We start from the raw sequence: 23459 nt of genomic DNA on the forward strand, positions 1-23459 counted from the left end.
TTTGCGGCAGTCCTCGCAGCAAAGGCTATGCTTTGCATATGTATTACTTATTGTTGGGAAACTATGTCCAGATTCTTCTTTAATGACCGTAATCAAATGGTCAACGACGCCATCGAAGGCGTCATCATCAGCTCTCGTTTTCGTAATCTGAGCCGTTTAGAGACCGATCCCGCCATCCGCGTGGTGGTACGCAAAGACTGGAACAAAAGCAAAGTCGCGATTATTTCAGGCGGTGGCTCGGGTCATGAACCGGCTCACGCAGGGTTTGTTGGCAAAGGGATGTTAACCGCTGCCGTTTGCGGAGACCTGTTTGCGTCACCCAGTGTGGACGCCGTGTTAAACGCGATTGTGGCGGTCACGGGGGACAGAGGCTGCTTGCTTATTGTCAAAAACTACACGGGCGACCGTCTGAATTTCGGCCTGGCAGCGGAGAAGGCCAAAAAACACGGCCTGAAAGTCGAGATGGTTGTTGTGGGGGACGATATTTCTCTGCCCGATAACAAACAGCCTCGTGGGATTGCCGGAACCGTGCTGGTACACAAAATTGCGGGCTTTGCCGCAGAGCAGGGGAAGTCTTTGAGTGATGTTCGAGACATTGCGCAAAGTGTCTGCGACAGCATTGCCAGCATGGGTGTTGCCATGCAAACCTGCAATCTGCCGGACCAGGATGAGGAAGAAGGGCGTATCAAAGGCGGACATATCGAGTTAGGGCTGGGGATTCACGGTGAACCCGGAGCCAGCACGCTGGATAGCCAAAACAGCCAGAAGACGATTGCCACGCTTGTGAAACATTTGCGTAAAAAGACCGGCACTGATGCAAGGCTCGCAGTGCTGATTAACAATCTTGGTGGCGTTTCGCCTCTGGAAATGGCTCTGCTCACCAAAGAGCTCGTGCATTCAGAATTAAAGGATCAAATCGACTATTTAATTGGCCCGGCACCGCTGGTTACCGCGCTGGATATGAAAGGGTTTTCACTTTCAGCCATTGTGCTCAATGAGACGTTTATCAAAGCCTTGCATGCCGATGTGGAAACGGCAGGCTGGTGTCCGCTGGTGAAACTCCACGCGATGCCGATGCAAAAACACAGTGTGGTACGTACAGCGTTATCGGCGAAACCGTCGGAAAACGCGGATGTCAAAGCGCTGGTTGCAAACATTACGCATACGCTTATCGAGCAAGAAAAAGCGTTGAATTCGCTGGATGCGAAAGTGGGGGATGGCGATACCGGCTCCACATTTGCGCAAGGTGCCAGGGATATCGCGCAGCTCAATGAGGATGGCAAACTGCCACTCAATGATAGCGCTGCGTTGTTAGAGTTAATCGGGGAGAGACTGGCAACGGTGATGGGCGGTTCAAGCGGCGTGCTGATGTCTATTTTCTTTACCGCCAGCGGGCAAAAAGTGGCTAAAAAGCAGCCGCTTGCGGATGCGCTGTTATTTGGTCTGGCACAAATGAAACGCTACGGTGGAGCAGATCTGGGCGATCGCACGCTCATTGACGCGTTACAGCCTGCGCTGGAAGCCTTCAAAAATAGCGACCTGAGCGCTGCGGTGAAGGCCGCGCAACAGGGCGCTGATGCCACCGCGCAAATGCAAAAAGCCAATGCCGGGCGCTCGTCATATGTGAACAGCGAGAACCTGAAAGGGGTGAAAGACCCAGGCGCTGTGGCAATTGCAGCGGTCTTTGCAGGGCTTGAAAAATAACGGCACCGGGGAATTCCCCGGTTTATTATGCTTGCCCGTTCAAGGCCATCTGCGTCAACCACAGCCGCGTATCAAACTCCAGTTGGTGATATTGCGGTTCCATATGGCAGCACAACGAGTAAAACGCTTTGTTGTGATCTTTTTCTTTCAGGTGCGCAAGTTCGTGAACCACGATCATGCGCAAAAAGGCTTCCGGTGCATTTTTAAAGACCGTTGCCACACGAATCTCAGCTTTAGCTTTTAACTTGTTTCCCTGAACGCGGGACACCGCCGTGTGTAAACCCAACGCATTATTCAGCACATGAATTTTGCTGTCGTAAGCCACTTTGTTGATCGGTGGCGCATTACGCAGGAATTGGTTTTTAAGGTCCTGCGTCCAGGCATACAACGCTTTATCCGTGGTGATGCTATGGGTATCGGGATACCGTTTTTGCAGCACTTCCCCCAGACGTTGTTCAGCAATCAGAGTCCGAACCTGGGAGAGCAAATGCTCCGGGTAGCCTTGTAGGTAAGTTAATTTGCTCATTCGTTCTCACTTGCTTGACGTCTTTCAAAAGGCAGTTTGGAAAAAAAAGGGTATACTCACGCCCCCATTCGGGGATTACGCCGAAATTTTACCATCCAGGAGGGCCGATGAGCCAATTAGACAACGGTTTCCGTTCACTGACACTAAAACGTTTTCCAGAAACGGATGACGTTAACCCACTACAGGCGTGGGAAGCTGCGGATGACTACTTACTGCAGCAACTGGACGAAATCGAAATCAGTGGCCCGGTCCTGATTTTCAACGATAACTTCGGGGCGCTTTCTTGCGTGCTGGCTGAACACAAGCCGTATAGCATCAGCGACTCGTATCTGAGCGAACTGGCTATCCGTGAGAATTTACGTGAGAACAACATCGTTGAGTCCAGCGTCACGTTCCTTGATAGCACCGCAACATATCCGGAAGCACCGGCAGTCGTTCTGATTAAGATCCCTAAAACGCTGGCCTTGCTGGAACAACAGTTGCGCGCACTGCACGCCGTGGTCACACCGGAAACCCGTATTATAGCGGGTGCGAAAACGCGTGATATTCACAATTCAACCATCGAGTTGTTTGAAAAGATCCTTGGACCGACCACGACCACTCTGGCCTGGAAAAAGGCTCGTCTGATCAACTGTACTTTCAATGCACCAGTGCTGAAAGAATCCGCAGAAACCCTGAGCTGGAAACTGGAAGGCACGCCGTGGACGATTCACAACCACGCGAACGTCTTTTCTCGTACCGGTCTGGATATCGGCGCACGCTTCTTCATTGAGAATTTACCGACAAACCTGGAAGGCGAGATCGTCGACTTAGGTTGTGGTAACGGCGTGATTGGCCTGCATTTGCTTGAACAAAACCCGGAAGCGAAGGTTGTTTTTGTTGATGAATCACCGATGGCGGTGGCGTCAAGCCACAAGAACGTTGAATTCAACATGCCGGAAAACCTGGAGCGCTGCGAGTTTATGATTAACAACGCGCTGTCGGGCGTTGAGCCGTATCGTTTTAACACGATCCTGTGCAACCCGCCGTTCCATCAGCAGCATTCACTGACTGACCAGGTTGCGTGGGAAATGTTCCACCATGCGCGTCGTTGCCTGCAAAATGGCGGTGAGCTGTACATCGTTGCTAACCGCCATCTGGACTACTATCACAAACTGAAGAAGATCTTCGGTAACTGCGATACGGTTGCGACCAACAAAAAGTTCGTTGTTTTAAAAGCGGTAAAACTCGGTCGTCACCGCTAAATCTCCAGCGCTAACTGGGTGCCCTGCGCGATTGCGCGTCGGGCATCCAGTTCCATCGCTACATCCGCACCACCAATCAAATGCACGGTTTTCCCCCGTTCTTGTAATGGCTCAACCAGTTCACGGCGCGAATCTTGTCCGGCGCAAATAATCACGTTATCCACGTTTAGTGTTTGCGGCTCTCCACCTACCGTGATGTGCAGCCCTTCATCGTCAATGCGTTCGTAAGTTACCCCTGCCAGCATTTTTACACCACGCGCCAAAAGCGTCGTGCGATGTATCCACCCCGTCGTTTTGCCTAGTCCTTCACCAGGTTTACTGGTTTTGCGTTGCAGCATCACAATCTGGCGCGGGCTTTTATGCAACTGAGCACCTTCAGGACGCAGGCCACCCGCGTGTTGCAGGCTGGTGTCGATACCCCATTCCACACAAAACTCGGCGATATTCTGGCTGGTGGATTCTCCTTCCTGGCTTAAATACATCGCGGTATCAAAGCCAATACCGCCAGCCCCGATAATCGCTACACGGTTACCCACTGGCGCTTTCTCACGCAAAACATCGATATAACTCAAGACTTTAGGGTGTGCGATGCCCTCAATAATCGGCAAACGTGGTTCGATACCGCAGGCAAGAATAATCTCGTCGAATGCTTCGAGCATGGGCGCGGTGACGTATTGATTCAAACGAACCTCAACGCCTGTTAAATCCAGCATGCGACGGTAATAGCGCAGCGTTTCGTAAAATTCCTCTTTGCCAGGAATCTGTTTGGCGATATTAAACTGGCCGCCAATTTCGGCGCCGGCATCAAATAATGTCACTTTGTGACCACGCCCTGCGGCATTAATCGCAAAGGCCAGGCCCGCAGGACCAGCACCGATGACCGCCAGATTTTTATGCACCATCGTCGGGATAATCGGCATTTTAGTTTCATGACAGGCGCGTGGATTGACCAGGCATGACGTCACTTTGCCGAGGAAAATCTGATCGAGGCACGCCTGATTGCAACCGATGCAGGTGTTGATTTCATCTTCGCGCCCTTGCTGGGCTTTGGATACAAACTCCGCGTCGGCGAGGAAGGGGCGCGCCATTGACACCATATCGGCGTCGCCATTCGCAACAATGTTCTCAGCGGTTTGTGGATCGTTGATTCGGTTGGTAGTGACCAGTGGGATCGTCACCGCGCCTTTGAGTTTGCGTGTTACCCAGCTAAACGCCCCGCGTGGAACCGGCGTAGCGATGGTTGGAATTCTCGCCTCATGCCAGCCAATGCCGGTGTTAATTAATGTGGCACCTGCTTTTTCTATCGCTTTAGCAAGCTGTATAGCTTCATCAAGCGTGCCACCGCCATCGACTAAATCCAGCATCGACAGGCGATAGATGATAATAAAATTCGTCCCCACTTTTTCACGCACCGCCCGTACGACTTCTATCGCAAAACGCATGCGTCTTGCGTAATCGCCGCCCCATTCGTCATCGCGCTGGTTGGTTCTTGCTGCCAAAAACTGGTTAATCAAATAGCCTTCGGAACCCATAATTTCGACGCCATCGTATCCGGCAAGCTGCGCAAGGTTTGCGCATTGGGCGAAATCTTCAATCAGGGTCAGGATCTCTTCATGGCTCAGGGCATGGGGTTTAAAACGGTTGATCGGTGCCTGAATTGCGGAAGGGGCAACAGGGTTTGGCTGGTAGCTATAACGCCCGGTGTGCAAGATTTGCAGGGCAATTTTTCCGCCTTCGCGGTGCACCGCATCGGTGACAACCTGATGATTGGCCAGTTGGCTGACATCATTGAGTACCGCGCCGCTTTCTACGCCAACACCCGAAGGTGAAGGTGCGACACCGCCTGTGACAATCAGCGCAACACCGTGGCGTGCGCGCTCAGCATAAAACGCCGCTAAACGATCGGCACCCTTTGGGTGTTCCTCAAGTCCGGTATGCATCGAACCCATTAGCACACGGTTTTTCAGCGTGGTGAAACCCAGGTCTAGCGGGGCGAACAGCGATGGATAGCTCATATTTTCTTCCTGCATATACCCGTCGTCTTTCAAGTTGTATGTGCGTTGGCTGCGTTCAATCACCCGACAAATCTGCTAAAAGCAGATTTGAACGCTGCCTGCAGCGGCCCCGAAGGGGTTAGGTCCATTAGTGGGCCTAATAATCACTTACTTGAGTAAGCTCATCGGGACTCTTTCTCTGGCCGCCTGCCTACAACTCGAAATCCATTGGGTAGAGTCATTATTATTATGTGGTCGGATGAGTTAGTAATTTAGCGGGCTACGGCGCTTATGGGAAAAAAGGGATCAAATGATTGTGACGGGATTCAAAGTTCTTTCGTTTTCTTGCTCACACCTCCAACATTAACGGCGATCGCGATGAATTATGAATTTACGTTTTTTAATTCATAAATTGCCGAAAAATGATTGGTAATATTATATATCGGCACAGATATATATTTTATATAAATATATATGGTTCGTATTTTCTATTTTTACAAATATGAATGTGATGCGGATAATATATTTACTATTTGCCTGGGTGTCGGTGAATTAAAGTTGTTATGTTCTTGTTGAGTACCTCTTATAAATAACCCTGGTTTGAACGCCATTGCTGATGTGTTTGCTTAATACATTGGCAGGGGCTATTTAATAATGAATATTATAAGGACATAGTATGGATGTGAAAATAAAAACACTGGCACTTTTTGTGGGCGCAATGTTATCTACAGGAGCCATGGCATCAAGCCAGCAAAGCGCACTTGAACAACGTCTTAATCAATTAGAACAACGCTTACAAGCCGCAGAGCAGCGGGCTTCTAATGCAGAAGCAGAAATTCAACAACTTAAATCTAAACCGCAACCGGTACAGGCCACCGCACCGGTAGCGGTCGTCAGTGAGCAATCGGTTGATAGTTCAACCGATAATAAGTCGCCAAAATTAACATTAACCGGCTATGGCGATTTGAAAATATATGGTGATGTGGAATTTAACATGGACGCCGCCAGTCGCAGTAATGGCCTGACGTCTATGCGTCGCAGTGCCAATACAAATTGGGCTGATGGGAATAATGAGCGTTGGGATGTTAATGGTCGTATTCTGCTTGGTTTTGATGGGTATCGCCGGATGCAAAATGGTAATTTCGCCGGATTCACCGTACAACCATTAGCCGATTTAACCGGCCATATGAATCTTGATGATGCGGCTTTCTTCTTTGGTCATGAGAACGACTGGAAGGTGAAAGTCGGCCGCTTCGAAGCCTACGATATGTTCCCTCTGAATCAGGATACTTTTGTGGAGTATTCCGGTAACACCGCCAACGATCTCTATGGTGATGGTTACGGCTACATCTACATGATGAAAGAAGGGCGTGGGCGAAGCGATTCAGGCGGCAATTTCATGCTGAGCAAAAATATCGACAACTGGTACTTTGAGCTCAATACCCTGCTGGAAAATGGGACTTCGCTGTATCAGGACAAGTCTTATCACGGCAATGAATTGGTTAACGATAAAAATGTCGCTTACCTGCGTCCCGTTATCGCGTGGTCAAAAGAGCGTTTCTCAGTCGCCGCTGCAATGGAAGCGCAGGTCGTAGACAACGCTTACGGTTATGTCGATGCAAACGGCCAAACGGTAGATCAATCAAGCCGTACAGGCTACGGGTTGACCATGACGTGGAATGGACAGAAAACCGATCCGGATAATGGCATCGTTGCCAACCTGAATACCGCGTATCTGGATGCTGCCGATGAAACCGACTTTACCGCAGGCGTAAACGCCCTGTGGAAGAATTTCGAGCTCGGCTATATCTACGCCCACAACGACATTGATAAGTTTGATGTAACAAGTGCCGTACAAAACTGCGATAGCGACTGCTGGATAACCAATGCGGGTACTTACGATATCCACACCATCCACTCTTCCTATCTGTTCCCGAACGTCATGGGCATGAAGAACTTTAATATTTATCTCGGTAGTTACGTGTCGTGGGTCGATGCGGATAACGATTCCAGCAAAGGTAGCGACAACACCCGTTATGGCGGGCGCGTAAGATTCAAATACTACTTCTGATTTGAATCATCAACGCCCTCGCCAAACCTTAAGGGTGAGGGCGTACTACCAGCCCCGGTGCCTGCCACATTGACGTTGTCAAACCATTATCAACCAGCGTCAGTTGATCGGCATAGACCTTCATCCATTTGCGTTTCATCTCGTCATACAGTTCACGATGCGCCAGGTTCGGCTTAAATTCATGTTGCCATTGAACCAGTCTCTCGCCTGCATCTGCCAGATTGTTAAATAACCCAGCCCCGACGCCCGCAGCAATGGCGCAACCGAGCGCTGTCGCTTCTTTGACGACGGGGACGCGCACCGGTAAGCCCGTCACGTCACTTAAAATCTGGCTCCACAACGCGCCTTTTGAGCCACCACCGGCAAATACCAGCGACTCAAACTGAATACCCGAAAATCCGGAGATCTGTTCAAGATTGCAGGCCGACACAATCGCCGCGTTTTCTTCAAGCGCCCGAAATAACGTGGCTTTGTTGCATTTTTCAGGGTCGATGGAGAGATTAATAAACGACGGAGCGGCGTGATACCACTGCTTGAAATGCATGGCGTCCGAGAATATCGGCATGACGCCGTGGGAGCCCGCCGGAACGCGAGCGGCCATATCTTCGAGGAGCGCGTAAGTATCCACACCAAGCCTTTCGGCCATCAGTTTTTCTTCCGCGCAAAATGCATCGCGGAACCAGCGCATCGTCAGGCCGGTGAAAAAACTGATGGATTCTGCCTGCACCATATTACTGATAACGTGAGGATTCACGCGGATATTCATGTCTGGATCGGTTTTGATGGCGGGGAGATTTACAACCTGCTGCCAGAAGGTGCCGCCCAATACCGCCGCTTGCCCCGCCCGAACCACACCCAGCCCGACGCAGCCGAGCTGCACATCGCCACCCCCCATCACGACCGGAGTTCCTTCAAGCAAACTGCTTTGTTGCGCGGCTTCCTGGGTGACCAGGCCGAGCACGGTGCCGGTTTCTTTTACCGGAGAGAGAATATCCGCACGCAATCCGGCCATATCCAGTAAAGCGGGCTGCCAGTCGCGGGTCGAGAGATCAAGCATGCCAGTGGTTCCGGCATTGGAAGGATCGACGGCCAGTTCACCGCTGAGTTTCGCCGCCAGCCAGTCGCTGATCATCGTCACGGTAGCCGCCTGGCGATAAATATCGGGACGATGATGCGCAAGCCACAGCAGACGCGGCATCGCGCTTAATGCCAGAGTCTGGCCGGAAACATGGTAAACCTCGGATTCAAACTGGTTATCGTGGATCTCTTTAAGCTCGCTAACTTCACGGCTGGCGCGGGCATCAACGTTTGCACATGCCCAGATCGGGTCGCCATTTCTGTCATAAAGCACGATCCCTTCGCGCATCGAACAGCAGGAAATCGCGCTAATAGCGCCAGGAGGAAGATGCGCTTTTTGCAGCGCTTCGCGGATGCACTGGCAGGCAAGCTGCCAGTTGGTGATGAGGTCAAACTCCATGGAGCCGGGAACATCGGCCACACGCAAGTGTTTCCATTCGGCCTGACCGACGGCAATCTGGTGGCCTGACGTATCGAAGATCACGGCGCGGATGCTGCCCGTTCCGGCGTCCAGTGCAAGTAAATAACTCATGAAAACGATCCCCGCAGCTTATGGCGCGGGGTTAATCAGCCAGTGCTAACACCGCCCGCGCAGTCTCTTCTTCCGTCACCAGGCCATTGATACGGCGACCTTGCAGTGCGGCATAAATCGCATCCGCTTTATCTGTCCCTCCAGCAACACCCAAAATCGTAGGGAGATGCGCCAGGTCATCAAGCGTCACGCCAAGCAATTCGCGGTGAATTTCCAATCCCTCCACCAGTTCGCCATCCGCTTGCAGGAAATAGCCCAGAATATCGCCCACTGCACCTTTGCGGGCGTACATCAGTTGTTCGCCTTCGCTGATATAACCGGAACGCAAAATAGTGGCATCGCGCTTTTGATTAATCGCACCAATACCCACCACCGCGACATCCGCGGCGGTTGCAGCGAGGATCACATCGCGCACGCTGGATTCCATGCGCAAAATCTCTGCCACCTGCGGAGATGAAACCCGCAAAGGGGCGGGGATCATGCTGACACTACACGCGGCATCTAATTGGCCGATGCCTGTCATATAGGGTCCGACTCCGCCAGAAAGCGTCACCAGACGAATTTGCTGTGAACCGATAAACCCACTCAAATGTTGCAGGCAGTTCATGGTCGCTTCACCAAAACCCACCGCCAATAATTGCCCTGGTTCCAGAATCCCCATCAGCGACTGAGCCGCGCCAATGCCTAAACGAGTGTTCATCGTCGGCGTGTTGTGTGCTGGAAGCACACGGGCAATTTTCAGGTCAAAACGCTGCTGTAACTGAGTCTCCAGCGCCAGGCACCCCTCAAAACGGGAGTTAATCTGTACGCGAATGACCCCCGACTGACGGCCTTTTTCCAGCAGGCGCGAAATCTTTAAGCGCGGTAAGCCAAGTCGCTCACCAATGTCATTCTGGGTTAAGCCGTCGTGGTAGTAAGACCAGGCCACTCGCGCCAGCAATTCTTCTTCTGCCATCGGCAAGGCGGCTAACTTGCCTTCTTCTGCTGCTCGTTTATCGCTCATAGATGAACTCTTATTAAAATTTAGATCATATGTTCGGAGGTGCGAGATAAGAAATGTGAAGCACCCGGCAAAAAGACCATTTTCAGATGCAAATGGTTTAGCTGATCTATTTAAAAATTTTGTGATCTCTGCCCTGTTGTAAATATAACTCTGTGTCTACGCTTTTGAACATTATTAATTCAAATTCTCTTTTGTTCAATTGTGGAGTGAAGATGCCCAACACCACCGCAATGCTGGAAGCTCACCACATCAGCAAACAATTTTCAGGCGTAAGCGTTCTGAAAGGTATTGATTTTGCTCTGTATGCAGGGCAAGTCCACGCATTGCTGGGGGGGAACGGTGCAGGGAAGTCGACGCTGATGAAGATTTTCGCCGGGGTCGAAACTGCGGATAGCGGTGAACTGAAGGTCCACGGTAAAGCATTTGGGCGTCTTAAACCGGGGCAGGCGCATGAGTTAGGGATTTACCTCGTGCCGCAGGAACCGATGTTATTCCCCAACCTCACGGTGCGTGAAAACATCCTTTTCCGTCTGCCGCGTAAAAGTGATGTTGAGAAACGGCTGCAAGAGAAAATGCACCAGCTTGAGTGCCAGATACCCCTCGGCGCAACCGCCAGCACGTTAGAAGTGGCCGACCAGCAAATGGTTGAGATCCTGCGTGGTCTGATGCGCGAAGCGAAGATCTTGATCCTTGATGAACCGACCGCCTCACTCACGCCAGGGGAAACTGAGCGCCTGTTCCGCCAGATCCGCGCATTGCAAAATCTGGGCGTCGGCATTGTGTTTATCTCGCACAAACTGCCTGAGATCCGCCAGATCGCCAGCCATATCTCGGTGATGCGTGACGGTGCGGTGGTGCTGCAAGGACAAACCTCACAGCTGTTGGATGAACAGTTGATCAATGCCATGACGCCCGTCGACCGGAAGCAGGCGCTGAGTGATACGCAGAAACTGTGGCTGGCGCTGCCGGGAAATCGACGCACCGAGCCGCAAGATTTTCCGGTATTACGCGTGGAAGAGCTCACCGGCGAAGGGTTTATCGATCTCAGTTTTGAGTTGTACGCAGGGGAGATCGTCGGGCTTGCGGGGCTGGTCGGGTCCGGGCGCACGGAGTTAGCAGAAACACTGTATGGCCTGCGGCCGGTACGCGGTGGTCGCATCTATCTGGAAAATCGTGAGATTAGCGGTGATCGCACCAAGTCACGTCTTGATCGCGGGCTTATCTATTTACCGGAAGACAGGCAAGTTTCAGGTCTTTTTCTTGATGCGCCGATCCGCTGGAATACCGTCGCGCTTAACGAACCGAGTCTCTGGCAGCAAAGCAAACGGGAAGCCGCGGTGGTGGAGCGCTACCACCGTGCGCTGGGGATCAAACTCAATGATGCCGAACAAACCGTGCGCACGCTCTCGGGTGGCAACCAGCAAAAAGTCCTGCTGGCCCGCTGTCTGGAAGCCAATCCATTGCTGCTGATCATCGATGAGCCAACACGGGGCGTTGATGTCGCGGCGCGGGCGGATATTTATCAACTGATCAAAAGTGTGGCGGCGCAAAACGTTGCGGTGCTGATGATCTCATCCGATCTCGACGAGTTCAGTGGGCTTGCGGATCGTGTACTGGTGATGCATCAGGGCGCAATGAACGGGGAATTACGCCAACCGTCTATCACGGTGGATCGCATGATGAGCATGGCATTTGGCGGAGGTAAAGCATGAAGAAATTGCTGCGCAACCGCGAACTGAGCGCGCTACTGGCGATCGTCGCTCTGTTTGCCGTGCTGGTGGCGCTCAATCACAGCTACTTCAGCCTGCAAACCCTGAGCATGATCTTCACCAGCGCGCAGATCCTGATCCTGCTGGCTGTAGGGGCGACGATGGTGATGCTGACACGCAACATCGACGTTTCAGTGGGATCAACCGTCGGCTTATGTGCCATTGCAGTGGGTGTGGCACTAAACAGTGGTTACGACTTGCCTGTTTCGATGCTGTTCGCTTTGGGGATTGGCGCGGTGGCTGGCTTCTTTAACGGTGTGTTGGTGGTGTGGTTACGCATTCCAGCAATTGTCGCCACGCTTGGCACACTCGGACTCTATCGCGGCGCGATGCTGTTGTGGACGGGTGGCAAATGGATTGAGGGGTTGCCCGCCAGCCTGAAATCATTGTCTGAACCTATCGCGTTGGGTATTTCGCCACTCGGTTTTATGGTGCTGGTCTTAGTGGCGATCGCCGCATGGATGCTGGCGCGAACCGCTTTCGGGCGTGATTTCTACGCGGCGGGCGATAACCTTGCCGCCGCCCGGCAACTCGGTGTTGCGGTAAACCGCACTCGTCTGCTGGCCTTCACCTTCAACGGCATGCTGGCGGCCATCGCCGGGATTATCTTCGCTTCGCAAATTGGCTTCGTGCCGAACCAAACTGGCAGTGGGCTGGAGATGAAAGCCATCGCCGCCTGCGTGCTGGGAGGCATTTCATTACTCGGCGGGACAGGAACCGTGATTGGCGCGTTCCTCGGTGCATTCTTCCTCACCCAAATCGACACCGTATTAGTGCTGTTCAAGCTTCCCGCCTGGTGGAATGACTTTATCGCAGGCCTGGTGTTGCTCGGTGTGCTGGTGTTGGACGGGCGCTTACGACAGGCGCTGGCTCGTCACCAACGGGCGCAGAAATACAGCCGTTTTATACCGCCACTGCCAGGGGCAAAAAACGTACGGCAATTTCCCCGTAAGAAGAAGGATGTGGCGTAAATGACAAAGCTGAAACTTAACTGGGAAGTGGCGCTGTTACTGATTCTGGTGGTGGAGATTTTGCTGTTTGGCGCGATTAATCCACGCATGCTGGATATCAACATGCTGCTGTTTAGCACCAGTGATTTCATCTGTATTGGGATTGTGGCACTGCCGTTGACGCTGGTGATTATCAGCGGTGGCATTGATATTTCCCTCGGCTCCACGATTGGTTTGTGTGCGATTGCGCTGGGTGTGATGTTGCAGGCGGGAATGCCGATTGCTGTTGCCGTGATCCTGACGCTCTGCGTCGGTTTGCTGTGCGGATTGTTTAACGCCGCCTTGATTCACTACACCGGTATTAGCCCGCTGGTTATCACGCTCGGCACACTTTATCTGTTCGGTGGTGCCGCGCTGCTGCTTTCTGGCATGGCGGGCGCGACAGGTTATGAAGGCATCGGCGGCTTCCCTGATGTGTTTACGAATTTTGCCAATCTGACGCTTTTCGGCCTGCCGATTCCGCTGCTGATGTTCGCCGCTATCACGTTTCTGTTCTGGCTGCTCGCTCATCGCGCACGCTTTGGTCGCCATATTTTTCTGATTGGACAAAACCCACGTGCGGCGCGCTATGCGGCATTGCCGGTCAACGGTTCGTTATATGGCGTGTATGGCATGGTGGGGCTGGCTTCGGCGATTGCGGCAATCGTGCTGGTGTCTTACTTCGGTTCGGCGCGTTCAGATCTCGGGCGCGATTTACTCATGCCTGCATTAACAGCGGCAGTATTGGGTGGCGCGAATATATACGGCGGCTCCGGTTCGATTCTGGGCACGGCGCTGGCGGCGCTGTTAGTGGGGTATTTGCAACAAGGTTTACAGATGGCTGGCGTACCTAATCAGGTATCGAGTGCGTTGTCCGGTGCGCTGTTGATTGTGGTGGTCATTGGTCGGTCGGTGAGTTTGCACCGCGAATATCTACAAACGGCGTGGCGTCGTTTGCGCGGACACAAAAAACTATCGGGAGTTTGATTGATTATGAAGCAGACAACAAAACGCGTATTACAGCTCAGTGCGTTGGCTTTAGCCTTTGGTGCGGTGAGTGCGCAAGCCGCTGACAGAATTGCCTTTATCCCAAAACTGGTTGGTGTGGGCTTCTTTACCAGTGGCGGAAACGGCGCGATGCAGGCGGGCAAAGACCTGGGTATTCCGGTGACCTACGACGGGCCAACCGAGCCGAGCGTTTCCGGCCAGGTGCAGCTTATCAACAACTTCGTGAACCAGGGTTACAACGCAATTATTGTCTCGGCGGTTTCCCCAGACGGCCTGTGTCCGGCGCTTAAACGCGCGATGCAGCGTGGGGTGAAAGTGCTGACCTGGGATTCCGACACCAAACCCGAATGCCGCAGTATTTACATCAACCAGGGAACGCCACAACAGCTCGGCGGCATGCTGGTGGATATGGCCGCGAAACAGGTGACCAAACCTGCTGCTAAGGTCGCGTTCTTCTACTCAAGCCCAACCGTGACGGATCAAAACCAGTGGGTAAAAGAGGCGAAGGCGAAAATTGCGAAGGATCATCCTGAGTGGGAAATCGTCACGACCCAGTTCGGCTATAACGACGCCACTAAATCCCTGCAAACCGCTGAAGGGATCTTAAAAGCGTATCCGGATCTGGATGCGATCATCGCCCCGGATGCCAATGCATTACCTGCCGCAGCACAAGCTGCTGAAAACCTGAAACGGACTGATGTCGCCATTGTGGGCTTCAGTACGCCAAACGTAATGCGCCCGTATGTGGAACGCGGCACGGTGAAAGCTTTTGGTCTGTGGGACGTCGTGCAGCAGGGTGAAATTGCGGTCAACGTCGCAAATACCTTGCTGAAAAAGGGCGATCTTAACGTGGGCGATAACGTCGATGTGGCGAAAATCGGCAACCTGAAAGTCGAACCCAATAGCGTTCAGGGCTACCAGTATGAAGCGAAAGGCAATGGCATTGTATTGCTGCCAGAGCGCGTAGTGTTCACTAAAGACAACATCGGTAAATACGATTTCTGAGGGAGGAAAAATGGCAGATCTTGACGATATCAGAGACGGCAAAGATTACGGCATTGGCCGCCCGCAGGAGAATAAGGCGTTTTACCTGAAGGGGAGCGGAGCGCTGGATTGGGGCATGCAGTCGCGACTGGCGCGGATTTTTAATCCCGAAACCGGGCGTACCGTGATGCTGGCGTTTGACCATGGATATTTCCAGGGGCCGACAACTGGCCTTGAGCGCATTGATTTGTCCATCGCGCCGCTGTTTCCCGAAACCGATGTGTTGATGTGTACGCGTGGAATTTTGCGCAGCGTCGTGCCGCCCGCTACCAATAAACCAGTGGTGTTGCGTGCATCAGGCGGCAATTCCATCCTTAGCGAACTGTCGCGTGAAAGCGTGGCGGTGACGATGGAAGATGCGCTACGGCTGAATGCCTGCGCGGTCGCGGCACAGATTTATATCGGCAGCGAGTACGAGCATCAGTCGATCAATAACATCATTAAGCTGGTGGACGAAGGCACGCGCTATGGCATTCCAACCCTTGCGGTCACGGGTGTAGGCAAAGAGATGGCGCGGGATGCGCGCTATTTTTCTCTCGCGAGCCGCATCGCGGCCGAAATTGGCGCGCAATTTGTGAAGACCTATTTTGTTGAAGAGGGTTTCGAGAAAGTTACCTCCAGTTGCCCGGTGCCGATTGTTATCGCTGGGGGCAAGAAATTGCCGGAGCAAGAGGCGCTGGATATGTGTTTCAGAGCCATCGACCAGGGGGCATCGGGTGTAGATATGGGGCGCAATATCTTCCAGTCTGACGCGCCTCTCGCCATGCTCAAAGCGGTGAAAAAGGTGGTGCATGAGAATGTCTCCGTCCGAGAGGCGTATCAGTTCTGGCTGGATGAGAAACATCATGGAGGCAAATCATGAACGTGACGCTGGTGGAAATTAACATTAAGCCGGAACGGGTCGATGAATTTATGGATGTGTTCCGCGCCAATCACGAAGGCTCAATTAAGGAGCCGGGTAATCTGCGTTTTGATGTGCTGCAAGACCCGGAGGTTGCCACGAGATTTTTCATCTACGAGGCTTATCAAAACGATGAGGCGGTGCTGGCGCATAAGCAAACGCCGCACTATCTAGCCTGTGTGGAAAGGCTGGATGGGATGATGTCTGAACCGCGTAAGAAGAGAAGTTTTGTGGGGCTGTTGCCGGGGTGATTTATATGGCGGGTGTGAACCCGCCTGCAAATGTCACGCGACATGTTTTTTCAGCGTTTCCAGCATACCGTCAGCACTGTATTTCCAGGCAATTTCAGGCTGAACAGCGATGGGTTGCGTGAGTAAAAATTGTTTAAGTTCTTGTTGGTTATTTCCATCATAGATAAAGCAACGAGAGGGATGGTAAAACTCCTGTGCTTTGATGGCCTGGTTATTAGTGATTAATTGTTTATTGAAGACTAATGCTTCTACGGCGCGGAGTGTTAGCCCTGTCTGGTCTGGTTTGTTTATTTCAAGAACAAAGCGCGATTGGTTTAGTTTTTTTATGTTCTCGTGGTAACTCAATTTTATATTTGTGCAGTTCGATGGATAGTTATGGTTGTTGTATTTATCCATTAAATAGAAATCAGTATCACAATGGCATTCATTTAACAACGGCGTGATTTCATTTATCAGCGAAACTCTTTCTGATTGGTAGCCACCCACATAAAAGCAACGATTTTCAATGGTGTGCGCTGAATGGCTAATGGATTGAATTTGTTTCCAGGTAAATGGCAGAAACTGCGGGATGTAAGTCAGCCCGTAGGTCTTACTGTCTTGTGGGTCAAAACTGAAAATAATATCGAATACCGGCCTGACGGTTTCAATATAATCCTGATTTTGACCAAGCTGCCCTAGCGTTCTGCGCTTATTGGTCAGGGCTTCAACAGAGTCACGCAGAATGAGTATTTTCTTACATGGCATGGTTTCCACGTAATCCAGAAAAGGAAATACGCTGTAACCGTTGCAAACAATCACATCGTCTTTATTAATTGCAGAAAAACGTCTGGCACAGTGTATTTTCTTATGCATTTTTTTTAGCTGTGCGCCGGGAAGCCATTTATTCACTGATTTGAAGCGGCGCATAATTCGATTGATCTGAAGAACAGGATATTCTTTTGCTAATGAGTCAAGCATCATCTTTTCAAAATCATTAACCCATTCCAGAAAGAAATAGCGCATAAAAATCATAACCACGTGAGAAAAATTTCATGCGATTTTACAGCAATAACGTAAAACTAAAAAGAAGGGGATAAATGGCAGGTTTATCCCCTCTGTGTTTTTTAGGATCAATGTTCTTCTGTTTCGACGACTTCCGGTTGCGTGACTCTCAGACTGGCTAGCGCCTTCCTCGCACAGCCCAGCACATGTTCACACTGCTCAATCGTGATAGTCAGCGGTGGCTCGACACGAATGGTTTTCGCATTGTTGAGCGTCCCGGCGACCAGCACCTGCTGGCGGAACATTTCACTGGCAAAGTTATAGCCAATTTCGTTGTCGCTGAACTCGATGGCAATCAACAAACCTTGCCCACGCGCATCAACTACCAGTTCCGGGAACTCACGTTTCAGGGCCTGGAAGCCATCCATCAACAGTTGTCCTTTCTGTTGTGCTTGAGCGGGAAGATTTTGCTCAAGCAGAACATGGATTGTGGCAAGAGCCGCCGCACAGGCTAACGGGTTGCCACCAAAAGTTGTGGTGTGCAGGAAAGGATTATCAAACAGCACAGAGAAAACTTCTTCTGTCGCAACGGTCGCGCCAATCGGCATCACGCCGCCGCCGAGTGCTTTGGCGAGGCATAAAATATCAGGCTGTACGTTTTCGTGTTCGCAGGCGAACATTTTACCCGTACGTCCCATACCGGTTTGCACTTCATCGAGAATTAGCAGTGCGCCAAATTCATCGCAAAGCTGACGAACCGCCGTTAAATACCCGACCGGTGGGATAATGACGCCGCCTTCTCCCTGAATAGGTTCAAGGATCACGGCTGCGACATCATCACCCGTTTTACGGCACTCACTGAGCATTGTGCGTAACGCGTCGATATTGCCAAACGGTACATGTCTAAAGCCCGGCAGCAACGGCATAAACGGTTTACGGAAAGCCGATTTTGCGGTTGCAGACAATGCCCCGAGAGATTTGCCATGAAACGCGCCACTGGTGGCGATAAAGGTAAATTTCCCGCGTGGAGATTGATAGGCTTTGGCGAGTTTAATCGCCGCTTCAACTGATTCTGTACCGCTGTTGCTAAAGAAGCTGTACTTGAGTTTACCCGGAGTGAGGGTCGCAAGGGTTTTGGCTAGCATTGACCGTAAGGGGTCGAGCAGCTCCTGACTGTGCAGGGGTTGTTTTTCGAGCTGATGCTGTACGGCGGATACCACTGTTGGATTACGGTGCCCCACGTTAAAAATGCCGAACCCACCCAGACAATCTAAATATTCCTTACCCTGGGTGTCGACAAGCGTATTTAAACTGCTCGCTTGCCACTCTACGGCTCCGTAATCCCCGCCGGCGGTCACTGATTTGCGATACTCAAGAAAACCCGGATTAACATGCTGTTGGAAGTTATCGATAACCTCTCGGTTTAACGCTTTCATCTCCTCATGGCTCAGTGACTTCTTTTCGATGATGTTGAGAGCGTGCGCTGTGCAGGCAAGAGCCGAAGCGCTGGTAGGTAACCTGTTCAAAATGTGCTCCTGGGGATGACGTATCACGCGATACACGAAATAAGTATTGCAGGGAATACGCCACTTCGCTTCCCCTAAGCAAAATCAGGATAAACGCTCAGGCGGAACGCGAGTTGAGCAATGTTTACTCACAATTGAACATATTTTGTAGATTTAAATGCTGAAGCCATGCTGCTCTGAGCGGGACGATTTGCACTCTGTTTGCACGATAAATGTGCATGCTGCCCCTGGATATTGCATCACTCTATAACCAGATATATCAATGTCACTTATGGCTTCGTTGAAACCATAATTGCAACAAATTAATAACGAACGATTAATGCTTTATGTAAAGAAGGCTAAATTAATCCGTTCAGTTTTATTTATCCTATAAGGTAGACTTCTTTCTCTTATTGCTGCTTACAGGGTGGGTGGTAAATATCAATTATTAAATAATGAGAGTTCGCTTGTGCCATTAAATATCAACGACCTTGATTACTCGTTATCTGAGCTCAATATCGCCATTAAAGACCATTACGATTGGGCCGCAAAAATACTGTCTTTGAACCTGCTAGGGGGAGAGGCGGATGAAGAGATTGTGCACCCCGATTCTCATTGCCATTGCCGTTTTAGCAAATGGCTGAAGCTGCGTCTCGAAGGAGAGGCGCTGGACAGGGAAATGATTGCGCTCATCGACCGCCAGCATACGGTAATGCATGATGTCGCGCGGGAATTAATGCAGTCGATTATTTCCAAAAAGGTGACAGAAGAATTAGTCCTGCGCTACCACTCCACGCAACAGATATTGATTGAAAGCCTTGACCGTTATAAAGAATATCTCTTCTCCTACCGAAATTTACATGATGCATTGACCGGCCTGCCGTTGCGCCATTTGTTATATCGTGAATTCCCCCTTATTCGCTCAAAATATAATTTGAGCGACAGCCGCGTGTATGTGCTGATTATGGATATCGACAGGTTTAAGTCGATTAACGATACCTGGGGGCACAATGCGGGTGATGATGTATTGCGATCGGTCGCTCTGGCATTAAGAGCGGCAACACGGGATAACGAACGCATATATCGGTTTGGGGGCGAAGAATTTATTACGTTACTCATCGCGAAAAACGATGAGGATGCCGGTCTTGCTGCCGAACGTATGCGCAAGCATCTGGAATCCCATTCGATTAAGGTTGCGGGCGTTGAAATCAGTGTGACTGTGACAGGGGGGTTGACGAAAGTCAGAGCTCAGGATTCGCTGCACGAGGCGATTGGCCGTGCCGATAAAGCGATGTATTACGGTAAAAACACCGGGCGTAACCGCTGCATTATGTCCACGATTGCAGAAGATCTGATTACGCGGCATCCATGCGGTGTTCCCCGCGAACCAGAGCGGCGCGGTCGAACTCATGTTCGATGATCCCGCCTGCCATGTAAGCCGCCCGGTCTGACATATGCGCAATCACATCGGCGTCGTGGCTGACCAGCAGATAGGTCATGCCAAACTGCTGTTTAAGGCGGTTCAACAGATTGAGAATTTCTGCCTGCACCGACATATCCAACGCCGAAGTCGGTTCATCAAGCAGCAGGATTTTAGGCCGCAGCAACAGTGCCCGGGCAATGGCGACACGCTGGCGCTGACCACCGGAAAGCTGGTGGGGATAACGCTTCATGGCGTCAGCTGGCAGTCCAACCTGTAACAGCGCTTCCTCCACGCGGGCAGCAATTTGCGCCTCCCCGTGAATCGTCAGAGGTTCGGCGAGCGTTCGGTAAATCGTGTGGTTGGGATGCAATGATGCGTAGGGGTCCTGAAACACCATCTGCACATTACGCCGCAGGAAGCCCTGAAAACGTGTACCGGGTTTGATTGCATCATCCAACAGTTTGACGTCGCCTTGCCATTCGCGCTGTAACCCTGCCAGCACCCGCAGAATGGTGGATTTTCCGCATCCTGATGCGCCAATCAAACTGAATGTCTCGCCTGGATTAATGGCAAAACTGGCATCGCTAACGGCAGTTTTGACCTGGCCCTTTGCCGTAAATTGCACGCGCAAATTGCTGACTTCAACGATCGCCATGGTGTTCTCCTTGCAGATTCTGACTTCTGTCGAGCGTCGGCAGCATCGTGCCGTAAGTCGCGGCATTTGGGCGGCATGTCCAGAGTGTGCGGGTATAAGGATGTGTGGCTGTTGCCAGTTGACGGGCTTCCATTTCGTCGACTTTTTGCCCCTGGTACATCACCAGTACTCGTTGGCAGTGTTGAGCGACCAGCGGCAGATCGTGGCTAATCAGTAACATCGCCATCTGGCGTTGTTCGCATTGTTCTACCAGCAATTCCAGAATCTGGTTGCGCAGACGCGCATCCAGAGCTGAAGTGGGTTCGTCGGCGATCAGAACTTTGGGGTTGTTGACCAAAGCGATGGCAATCATCACGCGCTGCCCCATACCGCCGGAAAGCTCCGCCGGATAGCGGGACAGCACATTTTCCTGTAATCCCACCGCGTTAATCACTTCGCGGACTCGCTCGCGGCGCTGTGCCGTGGACAGTTTTTGGTGCAACCGCAACGCTTCATCAATCTGCTGAGCGACATTTTTCACCGGGTTGAGCGCGTAGCGCGGATCTTGTAAAACCATTGAAATGTCATTGCCGCGCAGGCGCTGCCAGTCGCGGTCGTGCATCGTCAGCAAGTCGTGATTCAGCACGTTGAGTTGAGTGGCACTGACTTTGCCGGGTTTGCGTACCAGTCCCATGAGCGCGCGAGCGGTCATGGATTTGCCCGAACCGGATTCGCCCACCAGTGCCAGCCTTTCAACGCCAAGCGTAAACGAGAGGTTTTCTACTACGCGTGCGCCGGGGTAATCAATGTTTAAACCCTGAACGTGAATTCGATTATCAGTCATGACCCGGCTCCAGCACGTCACGCAATCCGTCGCCCAAAAGGTTAAAGGCCAGGCTGCTGATTAAAATCGCGGTGCCTGGGATCGCGGCAATCCACCATTGATCGAAAATAACCTGCATGCCGTCGGCGATCATTGAACCCCATTCCGCCATGGGTGGCCTTGCGCCAAGGCCCAGGAAACCCAGCCCAGCGGCGGCAAGAATAATACCTGCTAAATCAAGCGCCAGCCGCACAATGGCGGAAGGTAAACAGAGCGGCAGAATGTGGCCTGCCAACAGGCGCAGCCCACTAATCCCCATCATTTCGGCGGCAGCGAGATAGTCGCTGTGACGCAGGCGTTGAATTTCGCTGCGTGCCTGGCGCGCATACGCAGGCCACGTGGTTAATGCCAGCGCCAGCGCGCCATTAACCAGGCCTGGGCCAAGCATCGCCACAAAGGCAAATGCCAGAATCAGTCGTGGCATCGACATCACGACATCGGTAAAACGCATCAGTACGCGCTCCAGCCAACCCCCGTAATAGCCAGAAATAATGCCGATAAGCAGCCCGACGGGCAGCGTAATGAGCGTGACCAGCAACACCAGACCAAGGGCCGGGCGTGAACCGTAAATCAGACGTGAAAGCATATCGCGGCCATAGCTATCCGTGCCCAGCCAGTGTTGAGCATTCGGCGCTTGCAGACGTGCTGCGGCGTCTTGCCAGCTCGGGTCGAAGGGTGCCAGTAATGGCGCAAAAATGGCAACCAGCACCAATAACGTAATAATCACCAGGCCGCAGAGCGCTGCAGGCGATCGCAAAGTACGGCGCAAAAACAGATAAGACGGCATCAGTGCACCCTCGGATCGGTGACACGCACCAGCACGTCAGTCAGATTATTGATAATGACAAACGACACGCCAATCAGCAGTGTGCCGCCCATAATCGCGGTGGTATCTCCGGCGAACAGCGCGGTAGTGAGATAGCGCCCGATGCCCGGCCAGGAGAAAACCGTTTCAGTCAGCACCGCCCCTTCCAGCATTCCGGTGTATGCCAGCGCAATGACCGTGAATAGCGTGCCGCGAATATTGGGCAGCACGTGACGCACCAGAATCGCCATCTCTCCGGCACCTTTGGCGCGGGCAAGCGTAATGTACTCTTTGTTCATTTCGCTCAGACAAGCGGTGCGCGTTAAACGGGTAATACTCGCCAGCGAATAATAGGCCAGCAGCAACACGGGTAAAGTGAGGTGGTTGATGGCGTTCAGGAATGCGTCGCGGTCACCGGAAAGCCAGGTATCAATAAGCACAAAACCGGTTTTGGCTTCTACGCTGTACTGATAAATATCGTCCAGACGCCCTGGCCCGGCGCTCCATTGCAGGCGGGCATAAAACAGCGCCAGCATCAGCAAACCCAGCCAGAAAATAGGAACCGAGTTGCCCAGCAACGTGAAGGTTCGCACCGCCAGATCCCACGGTGAGCCTGCGAATCGCGCGCAAAGCACGCCGAAGATGACCCCAAGAACGCTGCCGATAATCAGCGCGAGGGTGGCGAGTTCTAATGTGGCCGGAAAGGCGGAAAGCAAATCCTGTAAAACCGGCTGGCCGGTGGCGCTGGCTGTGCCTAAATCACCTTGCGCGAGGTTTGTTAGATAGTGCCAGAACTGAACGGGAAGGGGTCTATCCAAACCAAGCTGGTGGCGAACTTGTAAGTAGGTGGCCTGGCTTGCGTGATCGCCGACGATTTGCAGCACGCGGTCGACGGGCGAAAGTGCCGAAAGGGCGAAGGTGATGAGCAATAAGCCGAGAAGCGTCAGTGCCAGGGTAACCAGCCCCTGCGCGAACGTCAGCAACGGACGGCGAAAGCGGCCCGTTGCGGCTGAAGTGGAGATGTCTGACATTTGGACTCTTTTGTGGTGTTGGAAAAACAACCCTCACCCCGACCCTCTCCCTGAGGGAGAGGAGGGATCATCGAATTATTCCCT

The 23459-nt window shown here is 52.1% G+C and carries 20 protein-coding genes; 10 read left to right on the plus strand and 10 right to left on the minus strand.

Going from position 1 to position 23459, the window contains the following annotated elements; all coding sequences use genetic code 11:
• The first annotated feature begins 63 nt into the window (after nucleotides 1–63).
• Nucleotides 64–1704, plus strand: a complete 1641-nt coding sequence (locus OH773_RS02660; RefSeq protein ID WP_270142749.1) for a glycerone kinase — start codon at nucleotides 64–66, stop codon at nucleotides 1702–1704.
• A 25-nt stretch (nucleotides 1705–1729) separates the two neighbouring features.
• Here the strand turns inward: OH773_RS02660 and OH773_RS02665 are convergent, their stop codons facing one another.
• Entirely contained in the window at nucleotides 1730–2230 is a 501-nt protein-coding gene (locus tag OH773_RS02665) for a M48 metallopeptidase family protein (protein ID WP_270142751.1), read from the minus strand.
• Between the two features lie 107 nt (nucleotides 2231–2337).
• Between OH773_RS02665 and rlmG the strand changes: the two genes are divergently transcribed.
• On the plus strand, nucleotides 2338–3474 hold the full coding sequence (gene rlmG / locus OH773_RS02670) for a 23S rRNA (guanine(1835)-N(2))-methyltransferase RlmG (protein ID WP_270142753.1): 1137 nt from the start codon (nucleotides 2338–2340) through the stop codon (nucleotides 3472–3474).
• Here the strand turns inward: rlmG and OH773_RS02675 are convergent.
• Nucleotides 3471–5489: an oxidoreductase gene (locus tag OH773_RS02675; protein WP_270142755.1), complete on the minus strand. Its 2019-nt coding sequence runs from the start codon at nucleotides 5487–5489 to the stop codon at nucleotides 3471–3473. The two genes, rlmG and OH773_RS02675, sit on opposite strands and share 4 nt — an antisense overlap.
• Nucleotides 5490–6150: 661 nt before the next feature.
• Here OH773_RS02675 and OH773_RS02680 point away from each other — a divergent pair.
• A complete protein-coding gene (locus tag OH773_RS02680) occupies nucleotides 6151–7539 on the plus strand; it encodes a carbohydrate porin (protein ID WP_270145652.1) in 1389 nt (462 codons plus the stop codon).
• A gap of 28 nt (nucleotides 7540–7567) precedes the next feature.
• Here OH773_RS02680 and lsrK read toward each other — a convergent pair whose 3' ends face one another.
• Nucleotides 7568–9148 carry an autoinducer-2 kinase gene (gene lsrK, locus OH773_RS02685; RefSeq protein WP_270142757.1) on the minus strand — a complete coding sequence of 527 codons (1581 nt, stop codon included), beginning with the start codon at nucleotides 9146–9148 and terminating at the stop codon, nucleotides 7568–7570.
• Between the two features lie 31 nt (nucleotides 9149–9179).
• Entirely contained in the window at nucleotides 9180–10151 is a 972-nt protein-coding gene (gene lsrR, locus OH773_RS02690) for a transcriptional regulator LsrR (protein WP_270142759.1), read from the minus strand.
• A 230-nt stretch (nucleotides 10152–10381) separates the two neighbouring features.
• On the opposite strand from lsrR, the gene lsrA reads away from it, so the two are divergent.
• Genes lsrA through lsrG form a run of 6 tightly spaced genes read left to right on the plus strand, consistent with a single transcriptional unit; the run spans nucleotide 10382 to nucleotide 16113 of the window.
• On the plus strand, nucleotides 10382–11863 hold the full coding sequence (gene lsrA, locus OH773_RS02695) for an autoinducer 2 ABC transporter ATP-binding protein LsrA (protein WP_270145655.1): 1482 nt from the start codon (nucleotides 10382–10384) through the stop codon (nucleotides 11861–11863).
• A complete protein-coding gene (gene lsrC, locus OH773_RS02700) occupies nucleotides 11860–12891 on the plus strand; it encodes an autoinducer 2 ABC transporter permease LsrC (RefSeq protein WP_270142761.1) in 1032 nt (343 codons plus the stop codon). Before lsrA ends, lsrC begins: the two co-directional genes overlap by 4 nt.
• Entirely contained in the window at nucleotides 12892–13896 is a 1005-nt protein-coding gene (gene lsrD / locus OH773_RS02705; protein WP_270142763.1) for an autoinducer 2 ABC transporter permease LsrD, read from the plus strand.
• Between the two features lie 6 nt (nucleotides 13897–13902).
• Nucleotides 13903–14922, plus strand: coding sequence for an autoinducer 2 ABC transporter substrate-binding protein LsrB (lsrB, locus tag OH773_RS02710; protein WP_270142765.1), 1020 nt, complete (start codon nucleotides 13903–13905; stop codon nucleotides 14920–14922).
• Between the two features lie 10 nt (nucleotides 14923–14932).
• Nucleotides 14933–15823 carry a 3-hydroxy-5-phosphonooxypentane-2,4-dione thiolase gene (gene lsrF, locus OH773_RS02715; RefSeq protein WP_270142767.1) on the plus strand — a complete coding sequence of 297 codons (891 nt, stop codon included), beginning with the start codon at nucleotides 14933–14935 and terminating at the stop codon, nucleotides 15821–15823.
• Nucleotides 15820–16113 carry a (4S)-4-hydroxy-5-phosphonooxypentane-2,3-dione isomerase gene (lsrG, locus tag OH773_RS02720; protein WP_183270731.1) on the plus strand — a complete coding sequence of 98 codons (294 nt, stop codon included), beginning with the start codon at nucleotides 15820–15822 and terminating at the stop codon, nucleotides 16111–16113. Before lsrF ends, lsrG begins: the two co-directional genes overlap by 4 nt.
• A 33-nt stretch (nucleotides 16114–16146) precedes the next feature.
• On the opposite strand, the gene OH773_RS02725 is transcribed toward lsrG, so the two are convergent.
• Both OH773_RS02725 and ygjG read right to left on the minus strand, forming a co-directional pair.
• Nucleotides 16147–17115 carry a hypothetical protein gene (locus tag OH773_RS02725; RefSeq protein WP_270142770.1) on the minus strand — a complete coding sequence of 323 codons (969 nt, stop codon included), beginning with the start codon at nucleotides 17113–17115 and terminating at the stop codon, nucleotides 16147–16149.
• Nucleotides 17116–17222: 107 nt separating this feature from the next.
• Nucleotides 17223–18620 carry a putrescine aminotransferase gene (gene ygjG, locus OH773_RS02730; RefSeq protein ID WP_270142778.1) on the minus strand — a complete coding sequence of 466 codons (1398 nt, stop codon included), beginning with the start codon at nucleotides 18618–18620 and terminating at the stop codon, nucleotides 17223–17225.
• 448 nt (nucleotides 18621–19068) lie between these two features.
• Between ygjG and OH773_RS02735 the strand changes: the two genes are divergently transcribed.
• Entirely contained in the window at nucleotides 19069–20019 is a 951-nt protein-coding gene (locus tag OH773_RS02735; RefSeq protein ID WP_270142780.1) for a diguanylate cyclase, read from the plus strand.
• Here the strand turns inward: OH773_RS02735 and OH773_RS02740 are convergent.
• Genes OH773_RS02740 through OH773_RS02755 form a run of 4 tightly spaced genes read right to left on the minus strand, consistent with a single transcriptional unit; the run spans nucleotide 19955 to nucleotide 23375 of the window.
• A complete protein-coding gene (locus OH773_RS02740; RefSeq protein WP_270142782.1) occupies nucleotides 19955–20677 on the minus strand; it encodes an ABC transporter ATP-binding protein in 723 nt (240 codons plus the stop codon). The genes OH773_RS02735 and OH773_RS02740 overlap by 65 nt on opposite strands.
• Nucleotides 20664–21500, minus strand: a complete 837-nt coding sequence (locus OH773_RS02745) for an ABC transporter ATP-binding protein (RefSeq protein WP_270142784.1) — start codon at nucleotides 21498–21500, stop codon at nucleotides 20664–20666. The genes OH773_RS02740 and OH773_RS02745 overlap by 14 nt, the downstream gene beginning before the upstream one ends.
• Nucleotides 21493–22326: an ABC transporter permease gene (locus OH773_RS02750; protein ID WP_270142786.1), complete on the minus strand. Its 834-nt coding sequence runs from the start codon at nucleotides 22324–22326 to the stop codon at nucleotides 21493–21495. Before OH773_RS02750 ends, OH773_RS02745 begins: the two co-directional genes overlap by 8 nt.
• Nucleotides 22326–23375 carry an ABC transporter permease gene (locus OH773_RS02755; protein WP_270142788.1) on the minus strand — a complete coding sequence of 350 codons (1050 nt, stop codon included), beginning with the start codon at nucleotides 23373–23375 and terminating at the stop codon, nucleotides 22326–22328. The genes OH773_RS02750 and OH773_RS02755 overlap by 1 nt, the downstream gene beginning before the upstream one ends.
• Nucleotides 23376–23459 lie beyond the last annotated feature (84 nt).

Source organism: Buttiauxella sp. WJP83, assembly GCF_027594725.1.
Classification (GTDB): domain Bacteria; phylum Pseudomonadota; class Gammaproteobacteria; order Enterobacterales; family Enterobacteriaceae; genus Buttiauxella; species Buttiauxella selenatireducens.

Coding starts and splice junctions, on each gene's coding strand:
- OH773_RS02660 (WP_270142749.1), top strand. CDS start 64: ATGTCCAGATTCTTCTTTAATGACCGTAATCAAATGGTCAACGACGCC.
- OH773_RS02665 (WP_270142751.1), bottom strand. CDS start 2,230: ATGAGCAAATTAACTTACCTACAAGGCTACCCGGAGCATTTGCTCTCC.
- rlmG (WP_270142753.1), top strand. CDS start 2,338: ATGAGCCAATTAGACAACGGTTTCCGTTCACTGACACTAAAACGTTTT.
- OH773_RS02675 (WP_270142755.1), bottom strand. CDS start 5,489: ATGAGCTATCCATCGCTGTTCGCCCCGCTAGACCTGGGTTTCACCACG.
- lsrK (WP_270142757.1), bottom strand. CDS start 9,148: ATGAGTTATTTACTTGCACTGGACGCCGGAACGGGCAGCATCCGCGCC.
- lsrR (WP_270142759.1), bottom strand. CDS start 10,151: ATGAGCGATAAACGAGCAGCAGAAGAAGGCAAGTTAGCCGCCTTGCCG.
- lsrA (WP_270145655.1), top strand. CDS start 10,382: ATGCTGGAAGCTCACCACATCAGCAAACAATTTTCAGGCGTAAGCGTT.
- lsrC (WP_270142761.1), top strand. CDS start 11,860: ATGAAGAAATTGCTGCGCAACCGCGAACTGAGCGCGCTACTGGCGATC.
- lsrD (WP_270142763.1), top strand. CDS start 12,892: ATGACAAAGCTGAAACTTAACTGGGAAGTGGCGCTGTTACTGATTCTG.
- lsrB (WP_270142765.1), top strand. CDS start 13,903: ATGAAGCAGACAACAAAACGCGTATTACAGCTCAGTGCGTTGGCTTTA.
- lsrF (WP_270142767.1), top strand. CDS start 14,933: ATGGCAGATCTTGACGATATCAGAGACGGCAAAGATTACGGCATTGGC.
- lsrG (WP_183270731.1), top strand. CDS start 15,820: ATGAACGTGACGCTGGTGGAAATTAACATTAAGCCGGAACGGGTCGAT.
- OH773_RS02725 (WP_270142770.1), bottom strand. CDS start 17,115: ATGCGCTATTTCTTTCTGGAATGGGTTAATGATTTTGAAAAGATGATG.
- OH773_RS02740 (WP_270142782.1), bottom strand. CDS start 20,677: ATGGCGATCGTTGAAGTCAGCAATTTGCGCGTGCAATTTACGGCAAAG.
- OH773_RS02745 (WP_270142784.1), bottom strand. CDS start 21,500: ATGACTGATAATCGAATTCACGTTCAGGGTTTAAACATTGATTACCCC.
- OH773_RS02750 (WP_270142786.1), bottom strand. CDS start 22,326: ATGCCGTCTTATCTGTTTTTGCGCCGTACTTTGCGATCGCCTGCAGCG.
- OH773_RS02755 (WP_270142788.1), bottom strand. CDS start 23,375: ATGTCAGACATCTCCACTTCAGCCGCAACGGGCCGCTTTCGCCGTCCG.